The following is an 11145-nucleotide window of genomic DNA, read 5'->3' as shown; positions in this document are numbered from 1 at the left end:
GGGGCCCTCGGCCCCGCCGCGAACATGGGGGGGGGGGGGGGTTGCGCGGGGGACACCCCCCCCCACACCCGTGAGATCCCTATTCGGCCATCGAGCCGTTGAGGCGCTCCAAGGCGTCGTTCATGTGCGCCTCCAGGCGCGACAGCAGCAACGCCTCGTCGCCGGACTCGATCGCATCGACCAGGCCCTTGTGCTCATCGACCAGCGCCTGCACATCGGCGTGGTACTTGTCCTGCAACGCCGTCAGGCACATCCGCTTCTCCACCAGCAGCGTCTGCGCCATCCGCTGCAACCGGGCGCTGCCCGACACCCGCACCAGCGTCTCGTGGAACTCCTGATCGGCATCGGCCAGCTCGATGCCATCACCCTTGCCCGCCGCGGCCACCATCCGCGACTGCGCCGCCGTCAGCTCCGCGACGGCCTCCACCCGGTGATGCCGCACGATCTGCTCGCACGCCGCCCGCTCCACCGCCAACCGCGCCACGTAGATATCAGCGACGTCCTCAGTGTGCAGATCCATCACGAACAACCCGCGATGCGGCTCGCTGCGCAATAAGCCCTCGGCCACCAACCGCTGCATCGCCTCCCGCAGCGGACCCCGGCTCACCCCCAGCCGCGCCGCCAACTCCGCTTCCCCCAGCTGCGACCCCGGAGGCAACGACCCGTACATGATCGCCGCGCGCAACTGGTCGGCCACGATCGCCGCCGTCGACTTGCGCTGCACCGGCTCCAGCTCACCGGGCTGCTGGTACTGCTCCTCGGTCCCGAGCACTGCGCTCACCATTTCCCTGTTCGCCGATGACCACCGGGGTCACCGGCCCGTTCCGGTCCGGAACAGCGTTCCCAATCCCTCACGCGACGTGGCGGCACCGGCCAGTCGCAACGCCTCCCACGCGCTGACCTGGTTGGCGGTCAGCACCGGCTTGCCCAGCCGCTGCTCGATGTCCTCCAGCCACGCCGCGGTGTGCAGCGCGGTGTCGGGCATCAGCAGCGCCTCGGCCTGGTCGTCGTCGTTGGCCGCGGCGAACGACAGCACTTCCTCGCGGCCCAGCGTGCCGACCTCGGCGGCGGTGATGATGCCCCTGCTGGACAGCCGCACCACCTCTAGGTCCCCGGCACCCAGGAACTCCACGAAGCGCTCGGCCACATCAGCCGGGTAGGTCGCGGCCACCGCGACCCGGCGCAACCCCAGCAGAGCCGCGGCGTGCACGAACGCGAACGACGTGCTCGAGGTCGGCTTGCCGGTCACGGCCTGCAGCTTCTCCACCTGATCGCGCGCCCCGGACCAGCCGAAGACGAAACTGCCCGAGGTGCAGGCCCAGATCACCGAATCCACCTCGCCCAGCGCACGCGCGCCGTCGGCGAGCACCTGCTCGGAACCCACGTCCAGCAGGGCATCGACCCGGTGGGCGTCCTCGCGCATCAGCGTGTGCACCAGCGGCAGCCGGACGTCGTCTCCGAGCAGGCCCTCCAAGGTCGGGTAGTCGTCTTCGGCGCTGTAGCCGGGATACAGAATTCCTGCGGTGTGCGGCACCGGGGAGCTCCATCCTGTGCTCGACGTCCAACGGCCAACAACCCTGGGTTCCCCGCCCGGACCCATCCGGAACGGGGTGTCGATTGTTGACAATGTTACCGCAGGGTGAGCGGCCGCCGGAACGTTCGTAATGTCATCTTTACCGCCCCGCTCACGCGGCCGGAGCGTCCACCGCCTGCATCAAACGCTGCTCGGCACCCACCGCCGACAGACCCATCTCGCGCAGCGCCGCCCAGATCGTGACCTGGTTGGCCGTGAGGACCGGCTTGCCCAACTCCTGCTCCAACGGCCCGATCAGGTCGTAGGTGGGCAGGTTCGTGCACGAGATGAACATCGCCTCGGCCTCCGGGCGATCCGCCGCGCGCACGATCTCCACCACGTCGTGGTAACCGGTCTTCCAGATCTGGCCGTCCAAACCCAGCCCGACGCTGGAGACCACCTCCACCCCGTGCTCACCCAGGAACGAGCACAACCGGTCGGTGATGCTGACCACGTAGGGCGTCGCGATCGACACGCTGCCCACGCCCAGCACCTCCAGAGCCTGCACCAGCGCACCGGAGGTGGTCACCGCGGCCGGCGCACCGGCCTCGCGCATCACCTCCACCAGCCGCCGCTGCCCCCCGGCACCATCGACGAAACTCCCCGAAGTGCAGGCGTAGGCCACCACCTCCGGCTCGGGCACCAGCAGGTCACGGGTGGCCGCGTGCACCGCGGCCTCATCGGAGACCAAGCTGGCCTGCTCGACGCTGACCGGCACCGGAACGAACGCGGTGCGCGTGAGGTACAGCGACACCTCCTGCGGCGCCCAGCGCCACAGCTCGCGGTCCAGCGCCAGGTCGAACGGGGCGATCACCCCGATCCCCCGCTGCTGCACCGGGCCGGACACCGCGCCCAGGAAGTCATCAGGTGGCATGCCGGCCCCCGATCGTTCCCTCGAAGCGCTCGTAGCGCAGGGTTTCGCCGACGCTGCCCGAACGCCACACGTCGTTGCAGGCCTCGGCCATCTCCGCCAGCCCCTCCACGATCGTGGCGTAGACGTTGCCGGGCACCCAGCCCACGTCACCGTTGAGCAGCAGGTTGTTGCGGCCGTAGAAGATCGCCAGGTCGATCACACCGGGCAGGTCTTCAATTCCCTTCTCCTGCTTGAACTCCCGGTCCAGCATGCCGCCAGGGAAGGAGAAGTAGACGACGTCGCCGGGGATCGGGGTCACCGTGGGGTTCTCCTGGCCAGGCTCGTCCTCGGCGAAGCGCGGCACCATCGTGTAGATCTCGTTGCGCGCGTACTTGGCGTGGTGCACCGGACCGACCTGCGGCAGCGCGTTCCACACCGCCTCGCAGGTTCGGGGAGCATCGGCGTCGAGCAGCTCCGCCACGCAGGACACACCGCGCTTCTCCAGCGTGATCGACAGGTACCTGGGCATCGTCATCCATTCATTCGCTGTGGCCATCTCGCACTCTCCCCGGTCCGGACCTGCCGTCGCCAGTGGATTGTTGACAATCCTACGAACCGTTCCTAGCGTGTCAATGCCTCCCCGACGCTCGTTTTCACCGCCCAGTACTGGGGAAACACGCTCGTCATCGGCGTGGGAGACGATCACCCGACACCCCTGCGGCCCTAAGGTCATCGCCATGGTCAACACCCGCCCCACCGTCGTCGTCCTCCACGACGGCGACGCACCCGACGAGATGGCCCGCATCGCCGAGCACGCCGAACTGCGCTACGCCACCGGAGACGAACTCCCCGACGCCCTGCCCGGCACCGACGCCCTGTTCGTGTGGGCCTTCCGGTCCCAAGCCATCGCCGACGCCTGGCCGCAAGCCGACAAGCTGCGCTGGATCCACGCCGCCAGCGCCGGAGTCGACCGCCTGCTGTTCCCGCAGCTGCGCGACTCCCCCGTGCAGCTGACCAACTCCCGGGGCGTTTTCGACCAGCCTATCGCCGAATACGTGCTGGCCACCGTGCTCACCTTCGCCAAGGACATGCACACCACCCTGCGCCTGCAAGACGCCAAGCAGTGGAAGCACCGCGTCACCGAACGCATCGAAGGCAAGACCGCACTCGTCGTCGGCACCGGACCCATCGGCCGCGCCATCGCCCGCCAACTCACCGCCGCAGGACTGCGCGTGGCCGGAGCCGGACGCACCACCCGCACCGGCGACCCCGACTTCGGCGACATCCACGCCTCCGACGACCTCGCCCGCATCGCAGGCGATTTCGACTACCTCGTCGTCGCCGCACCCCTGACACCCCAGACCCACGGGCTCATCAACGCCGAGGTCCTCTCCGCCATGCGCCCCAGCGCCCGCTTCATCAACGTCGGCCGCGGCGAACTCGTCGACCAACCCGCCCTCGTCACCGCCCTCCAGCAACAACAACTCGCCGGCGCCGCACTCGACGTCTTCGACACCGAACCCCTCCCGCAGGACTCACCCCTGTGGGAGATGCCACACGTCCTGGTCTCCCCCCACATGTCCGGCGACACCCTCGGCTGGACCGACGAACTCGTCGACCTCTTCCTGACCAACCTGCGCGCCTTCACCGGCGGCACCGACCTGCGCAACGTCGTCGACAAGCAACGCGGCTACGTCACCGCCTGAGCACCGGAGCCCGCCACACCCAGGGAGACGCCATGGCCAACACCCAGCCCGCCGAACTCTCGGCCACCGAGCTGCTGGCCGCCTACGCCGCCGGAACCCTCTCACCCGTCGAAGCCTGCGAAGCCGCCCTCCAACGCATCAACGACCACGACCCGGCAGTCAACGCCTACTGCCTCGTCGACCCCGAACACGCCCTGCACGCCGCCCGCGAATCCGAAAACCGCTGGCACCGCGGACAACCCGCCGGACGCCTCGACGGCGTGCCCACCTCCATCAAAGACATCTTCCTCACCCGCGACTGGCCCACCCTGCGCGGCTCGAACACCATCGACCCCGCCCAGCCCTGGCCCGAAGACGCCCCCGCAGTCACCCTGCTGCGCCGCGAGAACCCCGTCTTCCTCGGCAAGACCACCACCCCCGAACTCGCCTGGAAAGGCGTCACCGACAGCCCCCGCCACGGCATCACCCGCAACCCCTGGGACACCTCCCGCACCGCAGGCGGCTCCTCCGGCGGCGCCGCAGCCGCCGTGGCCACCGGCATGGGCCCCCTCGCGCTGGGCACCGACGGCGGCGGATCCGTGCGCATCCCCGCCTCCTTCTGCGGCCTGGCCACCCTCAAACCCACCTACGGCCGCATCCCCCTCTACCCGGCCAGCCCCTTCGGCACCCTCTCCCACGCCGGACCGATGACCACCACCGTCACCGACACCGCCCTCATGCTCGACGTCCTCGCCCAACCCGACGTCCGCGACTGGTCCGTGCTGGCCCCACCCGCCGACTCCTTCCTCGACCACCTCGGCGGCGGCGTCGCGGACCTGCGCATCGCCGTGAGCACCGACCTGGGCTTCGGCACCCCCGTCGACCCCCAGATCGTCCGCGCCATCACCGACGCCGCCCGCACCTTCCACGACCTCGGCGCCCACGTCGAACACGCCGACCCCGACATCACCGACCCCATCGAGGACTTCCACGTCCTCTGGTTCGCCGGCGCCGCCAAAGCCACCGAACACCTCACCGACGCCCAGCGCGAACTCCTCGACCCCGGCCTCGCCGCCATCTGCCGCCAAGGACTCACCTACAGCGCGCAGGACTACCTCGAAGCCACCAACACCCGCATGAAACTCGGCCAGCGTATGGGCGCCTTCCACCAGACCCACGACCTGCTGCTGACCCCCACCGTCCCCATACCCGCCTTCGAAGCAGGCCGCGAATCCCCCACCGACGGCGACCGCTGGACCACCTGGACCCCGTTCACCTACCCGTTCAACATGACCCAGCAACCCGCCGCCAGCATCCCCTGCGGCCACACCGACGACGGCCTGCCCATCGGACTGCAGATCATCGCCCCGCGCCACGCCGACGCCACCATCCTGCGCGCCGCCCACGCCTACGAGCAGGCCCGCCCCTGGACCCGCACCACCACACCGAAGCAGACCTGAGCAACCGACCGGCGTGCTCGCCGTGAGCACCGACTTCGCCGAAGACCGCAGACCGCAGACCGCATCGACGGCAGCACCTTCGAGTTCTGGTACCCGACAGCGGCTACGAGACCCTGCCCGTGCCCGCACACACCTGGCTCGTGCTCAGCTCCCAGACCGCCCAGACCGCCCAGACCGACGACATCCAGCAGCTGTGGGCCAAGGCCTACGGCGAGTGGTTCCCCGCCAACCCCCCAACCGCTGCCCGCCACCGAACTGCTCGCCACCGTCCTCGACGACCACGCCCGGCCCGACCACGCCGAACTGCGGCTCGCGGTCGCACCCACACCCTGAGCCATCACCCCTCGAGATCCCACGCCGACATCACGTGCTTGATGCGCGTGTAGTCCTCCAGACCGTGGTGGCTGAAATCCCGCGCCGACGCCGAATGCTTGAAACCCGAGTGCGGCATCTCGGCCACCAGCAGGTCATGGGTGTTGATCCACACCGTGCCCGCCTGCAACCGCCGCGACATCCGCATCGCCCGACCGTGATCACGCGTCCACACGCTCGCCGTCAACCCGTAGCGCACACCGTTGGCCAACTCCACCGCCTCCTGCTCACCGGCGAAGGACTGCACCGTCACCAACGGCCCCAGCATCTCGTGCTGCACCAGCTCATCGTCCTGCTCACAACCGTCGACCACCGTGGCTTCCAGGAAGAAACCCCGCTCACCACGCCGCCGACCACCCGCCACGACCTGGGCGTGCCCCGGCAACCGCTCCAACCGGCCCAGAACCAGCTCCAACTGCCCCTCGCTGTTGAGCGGACCGAACGCCGCATCCGCGTCCTGCGGCGGCCCGGGCCGCAACCGCTCGGCCCACTCCACCAACCGCCCCACCAGCTCATCGTGCACCTCACCGGCCACCAACACCCGGCTCGCTGCCGTGCAGCTCTGCCCCGCGTTGCCGAACGCCGCCGCCGCGATCCCCTCCGCAGCCCGCTCCAGATCCGCATCCGCGAACACCACCGCAGGCGCCTTACCACCCAACTGCAGATGCGCCCGCTTCAAATCCGCCGCCGCCGACCCCGCGACCTCCATTCCCGACCGCACCGTCCCGGTGATCGAGAACATCCCCGGAACCTCGTGCGCCACCATCGCCCGACCGCTGTCGCGATCACCGCACACCACGTTGACCACACCCGGCGGCAAGAACTCACCCACCAGATCACCCAGCAACACCGTGCTCACCGGCGTGGTCTCCGCCGGCTTGAGCACCACCACGTTGCCCGCCGCCAACGCCGGACCGATCTTCGCCGCCGCCTGCAACAGCGGATGCGTCCACGACGTCACCGCCGCGCACACCCCGATCGGCTCCCGCCGCGTGAACGACGTGTGCCCCTCCCGGTACTCACCACCCGCGGTGGCACCCTCCACCCGAGCCGCACCCGCGTAGAAGCGCAGCAGATCCACCGCCAGCGGCAGCTCCTGCGCCCGCACCACCTCGAACGACTTGCCCGTGTTGCGGCACTCGGCCAGCACCAACTCCTCGCTGCGCGCCGCCACCGCATCGGCGATGCCCAGCAACGCCTCCTGCCGACGCCGCGGAGTCACCTGCGACCAGGACTCGAACGCCCCGGCCGCCACCGGCATCACCGCATCGACATCGGCCCAGCGGGTCAACGGCGCCGTCGCGTACTGCTCACCCGTGCTGGGATCCACCACCGGCAACGTCGCACCATCCAGCGCCGCCACAGACTCGCCACCGACCAGGTTGTGCAGTTCTCCGCTCACGCCACACGCCTCCAAGCCACGCCGACCGCCGCTGGCCGACCACGCCCCGAGGCTAACGCCGCGCGCTCACCGCAGGGCGCGGTCCCGCCACCACCACTGCGAGGCGGTACCGATCACCAGCAACACCAGCACCGGCGCGAACGCCCACCGGTAACCCACCGCCGGATCCAAGCCCGACACCACCTCCAGCACACCACCGACCAGCAGCTGAATCAGCACCGCAGCGCTGAAACCGCCCATGTTCACCACACCTGTGGCAGTGCCGGAGCGGTGCTCGGCGTTGGCCGTCCGCGCCCCGTCGAAGGCCAGCATCGCCGCACCACCGGCCACACCGACCGCCAGCAACGCCACCACCAGCACCGGCATCGGCAACACGCCCGGCCAGCCGACCATCACCGCCCACACGACCACGACCATCGAGGACAACCCGAACGTGTAGCGGTCCCGGCGGCGCGGACGCCCCGAGACGTACTGCCCGGCGAACCACGACCCCGCGATGAACCCGGCCACGCTCACCAGCAGCAGCGACCCGACCTCCGACTGGCCGTGCCCCTGCGCGCTGCTGAGCCACGGCCCGCCCCACAACGTGGTGATCGCGACGAACTGCGCCATGAGCACGAAGTGCGTCCAGAACGAGTGCTTGGTGCCGCGCTGAGCGGCCACCGCCCGCAGGCTGTGCCAGATCCGCTCGGACACCGGCTCGGACTCGGCGACGCGGGTGTGCGCCGAGGCATCCCGGTCGCGGATGATCAGCGCGGCCGCCAGGCCCAGCGCGGCGGTCAGCGCCGCAGCACCCAGGAACGTCGGCACCCACCCCAGCGAGTGCAGCGACAGGCTCAGCGGCAGCGTGGAGACGACCTGCCCCAGCCCGCCGGCCAGACCGGTCAGCGCGGCGACCTTGCCGTAGCGGTGCGGCGGGAACCAGTGCGCGGCCAGCCGCAGCACGTTGGTGAACATGAACGCGTCCCCGAAACCGATGAGCATCCGCCCGGCGATCCCGCCGACGATCGAACCGCTCAGCGCGAACACCGCCGAGCCGACCGCCAGCGCGACCATGCCGCCGGTGATGACCTTGCGCGGCCCGAGCCGGTCGGCCAGCAGCCCGGCCGGGATCTGCAGCACCAGGTAGACGCCCAGCTGCAGCGCGGAGAACAGCGCCAGCACGCCCGGCCCGGCGTCGAAGCGCTGCACCGCCTCGGGGGCGGCGACGCCGAGCCCGGCCCGGTGGAACAGCGCCGCGCAGTAGCACAGCGCTCCCACACCCCAGACCAGCCACGCCGTGCGGCTCCCGGATCCTCGCCGCTGGGCGCCCGCCTGCTGCGGTGGCGCTTCGACCGTCGTGGACAACTGCGACCCCTCCCCTGAAAAAGACTTGTATCCATCATAGATACAAGAGGGGTGGAAGTAGGATGCTCACGTGTCGAGCGCAACAGCATCCGAAACGCCGGCGGCCGACCGCGCGTACCAGCACGTCAAGGCCGGACTCCTCGACGGCAGCTTCCCCGATGGCGAGCTGCTCAGCGAGGGAGAAGTGGCCAACGCCCTCCAGATGTCGCGCACACCCGTCCGCGAGGCCTTCCTGCGCCTGCAATCGGAGGGGTTCCTCAAGCTCTACCCCAAGCGCGGCGCCCTGGTCGTGCCCGTCAGCGCCGCCGAAGCCCGCGCCGTGATCGAGGCCCGCCTGGCGCTGGAGAGCTTCGCCATCGACAAGCTGGCCATCGAAGGCCCCGAGGCGATGACCGCCGTCGGCCGCGAACTCGCCGACCATCCCGCCTGCGACGGCACCGACCTCAGCGACGCCGAGATGCACGTCGCCGACCGCGCCTTCCACGCCACCCTCGTCGGCGCCGCGGGCAACCCGGTCGTCACCGACCTCTACAACACCTTGCGCGACAAGCAGATGCGCATCACCTCCACCGCCCGCACCCACTCGACGCGCGAGCGCATCACCCACCAGCACGCCCAACTCGCCGACACCCTCGCCGCCGGCGAGGCCGAGCTCGCCAAGAAGCAGCTCCGCGAGCACCTCCTGGGCACCGTCCGCGCCCTCGGCATCGCAGGTGGCTCCTACCTCGACCCGACCGACGTCTGAGCCCGGTTTTGTGAGGCGACGTGTGGGCGGAAGTGCGGGATGCGGAGCATTGATTTCGGCCAGCACTGAAATCACCGAGGTTATTAACCATCAAAGAGTGACTTCCGGAAGGCGCTCATCCTGATCCGGCCGCATCATCTGGCCATGAACGACACCGAACACCGCTCAGCCATGGTCATCGCCGACCTCAGCGGCACGATCGTGCACTTCAACGCCGACGCCGAACTGCTCTTCGGTCACCCCGCCCACGAAGCCATCGGCGCCACCCTGGACCTCATCGTGCCCGCCGAACACCAGCAGGCGCACTGGGCGGGATTCCACCGAGCCATGCGCACCGCCCACGCCGACCTCGAAGGCAATCCCATCAACCTGCCGGTGGTCTGCCACGACAGCCAGATCCGGGTCTTCCCCGGCGTGTTCGGCGTGCTGCGCGACCCCTACGGCAACGCCCAGGGCGCCGTGGCCACCTACGCCGCCGCCCACGAGGCCGCCCAGCCGTTCACACCCGTCACCGTGCCCGCCCAACAAGTGCGTCCCGGCGCCGGATGACCGGCACCGGGACGCGACAACCGCTCGATCAGCCCTGTTCCGGCGGCTGCGACATGTTCGCCGGCGGAACCTCCTTGCGCGCCACCGCCTCCGCGGCACGCACCGCCTCGGCGACCTCGGGGTTGGTGGAGGTGTCGAACCACGCCTGCACCGACTCCTCCACCGCCTCGGCCGGCGGAGCGTCGCTGGTCTCCTGCGACGGCTCGTAGCGGAACACCCCGTCCTCGCCCGGCTCACCGAGCATGCGGGCGAAGCCCTCCAGCGACTTGCCGAAGTCGCTGGGCACCACCCACACCTTGTTGGCATCGCCCTGCGCCATCTGCGGCAGCGTCTGCAGGTACTGGTAGGCCAGCAGCTCCGGAGTCGGCTTGGCGCGCTTGACCGCCGCGAAGACCTTCTCGATCGCCTTGGCCTGCCCCTGCGACTGCAGGTACTGGCTGGCCCGCTCACCCTGCGCTCGCAGGATGCTCGACTGCCGGTCGGCCTCGGCCTCCAGGATGGCCGCCTGCTTCTGGCCTTCCGCGGCCAGGATCGCCGACTGCTTCTGCCCCTCGGCGGTCTTGATCGCCGACTCCCGGGTGCCCTCGGCGTTGAGGATCATCGCGCGCTTCTCCCGGTCGGCGCGCATCTGCTTCTCCATCGAGTCCTTGATCGACGGCGGCGGATCGATCGCCTTGAGCTCCACCCGCGCGACCCGGATCCCCCACCGGCCGGTCTCGGTGTCCAGCACCCCGCGCAGCTGCGTGTTGATCGCATCCCGCGAGGTCAGCGTCTCCTCCAGGCTCATCGCACCGACCACGTTGCGCAGCGTCGTGGTGGTCAGCTGCTCCACCGCCACGATGTAGTTGGAGATCTCGTAGACCGCCGCCCGCGCATCGGTGACCTGGAAGTACACCACCGTGTCGATCGAGACGGTCAGGTTGTCCTGGGTGATCACCGGCTGCGGCGGGAACGACACCACCTGCTCGCGCAGATCTATGCGCGCCCGAACCCGGTCGAAGAACGGCACCAGCATGTTCAGCCCCGGCTGCGCCACGGTCCGGAACCGGCCCAGCCGCTCCACCACCGCCGACTGCGCCTGCGGTACGACCATCACCGACTTCACCACGACGATCAGCACCAGCAGCACCGCGGCCACCAGCACGATCACTTCAGCCAT

Annotated in this window: 12 protein-coding genes; 5 read left to right on the top strand and 7 right to left on the bottom strand. The window is 69.8% G+C overall.

The features are described from left to right. Window positions 1-79 precede the first annotated feature (79 nt). From AB0J91_RS25335 to AB0J91_RS25320, 4 genes are all read right to left on the bottom strand, one after another. Entirely contained in the window at window positions 80-784 is a 705-nt protein-coding gene (locus AB0J91_RS25335; protein WP_363788508.1) for a GntR family transcriptional regulator, read from the bottom strand. A 27-nt stretch (window positions 785-811) separates the two neighbouring features. Continuing rightward, a complete protein-coding gene (locus AB0J91_RS25330) occupies window positions 812-1534 on the bottom strand; it encodes a maleate cis-trans isomerase (protein WP_363873345.1) in 723 nt (240 codons plus the stop codon). A gap of 151 nt (window positions 1535-1685) precedes the next feature. Beyond that, entirely contained in the window at window positions 1686-2447 is a 762-nt protein-coding gene (locus AB0J91_RS25325; protein ID WP_363788510.1) for an Asp/Glu racemase, read from the bottom strand. Further along, window positions 2437-2955 (bottom strand): DUF3830 family protein, encoded by a 519-nt coding sequence (locus AB0J91_RS25320; RefSeq protein ID WP_132618740.1) that lies wholly within the window; start codon window positions 2953-2955, stop codon window positions 2437-2439. Before AB0J91_RS25320 ends, AB0J91_RS25325 begins: the two co-directional genes overlap by 11 nt. Before the next feature lie 208 nt (window positions 2956-3163). Here AB0J91_RS25320 and AB0J91_RS25315 point away from each other — a divergent pair, with 208 nt between their 5' ends. From AB0J91_RS25315 to AB0J91_RS25305, 3 genes are all read left to right on the top strand, one after another. Then, on the top strand, window positions 3164-4132 hold the full coding sequence (locus AB0J91_RS25315; RefSeq protein ID WP_363873342.1) for a D-2-hydroxyacid dehydrogenase: 969 nt from the start codon (window positions 3164-3166) through the stop codon (window positions 4130-4132). A gap of 32 nt (window positions 4133-4164) precedes the next feature. Beyond that, the gene (locus AB0J91_RS25310) at window positions 4165-5571 is read left to right on the top strand and encodes an amidase (protein WP_363873339.1); all 1407 of its coding nucleotides are present in this window, start codon (window positions 4165-4167) and stop codon (window positions 5569-5571) included. Window positions 5572-5657: 86 nt separating this feature from the next. Then, complete coding sequence (locus AB0J91_RS25305) at window positions 5658-5957, top strand: GyrI-like domain-containing protein (protein ID WP_363873357.1); 300 nt, start codon at window positions 5658-5660, stop codon at window positions 5955-5957. On the opposite strand, the gene AB0J91_RS25300 is transcribed toward AB0J91_RS25305, so the two are convergent. Together AB0J91_RS25300 and AB0J91_RS25295 are read right to left on the bottom strand one after the other, a co-directional pair. After that, window positions 5909-7345 (bottom strand): aldehyde dehydrogenase family protein, encoded by a 1437-nt coding sequence (locus tag AB0J91_RS25300; RefSeq protein WP_363873337.1) that lies wholly within the window; start codon window positions 7343-7345, stop codon window positions 5909-5911. The genes AB0J91_RS25305 and AB0J91_RS25300 overlap by 49 nt on opposite strands. 66 nt (window positions 7346-7411) lie before the next feature. Continuing rightward, entirely contained in the window at window positions 7412-8692 is a 1281-nt protein-coding gene (locus AB0J91_RS25295; RefSeq protein WP_363873334.1) for an MFS transporter, read from the bottom strand. A gap of 70 nt (window positions 8693-8762) precedes the next feature. Between AB0J91_RS25295 and AB0J91_RS25290 the strand changes: the two genes are divergently transcribed. Both AB0J91_RS25290 and AB0J91_RS25285 read left to right on the top strand, forming a co-directional pair. Continuing rightward, on the top strand, window positions 8763-9437 hold the full coding sequence (locus tag AB0J91_RS25290; protein ID WP_363788518.1) for a GntR family transcriptional regulator: 675 nt from the start codon (window positions 8763-8765) through the stop codon (window positions 9435-9437). Between the two features lie 144 nt (window positions 9438-9581). Further along, window positions 9582-9986, top strand: a complete 405-nt coding sequence (locus tag AB0J91_RS25285) for a PAS domain S-box protein (RefSeq protein ID WP_363873331.1) — start codon at window positions 9582-9584, stop codon at window positions 9984-9986. A gap of 28 nt (window positions 9987-10014) precedes the next feature. Here the strand turns inward: AB0J91_RS25285 and AB0J91_RS25280 are convergent, their stop codons facing one another. After that, window positions 10015-11145 (bottom strand): SPFH domain-containing protein, encoded by a 1131-nt coding sequence (locus AB0J91_RS25280; protein WP_363788520.1) that lies wholly within the window; start codon window positions 11143-11145, stop codon window positions 10015-10017.

The sequence above is a fragment of the Saccharopolyspora sp. NPDC049357 genome, from assembly GCF_040677225.1.
Classification (GTDB): Bacteria; Actinomycetota; Actinomycetes; order Mycobacteriales; family Pseudonocardiaceae; genus Saccharopolyspora.
The sequence above is the reverse complement of the archived record's forward strand: the minus strand, read 5'-3'. Positions and strand labels throughout refer to the sequence as shown.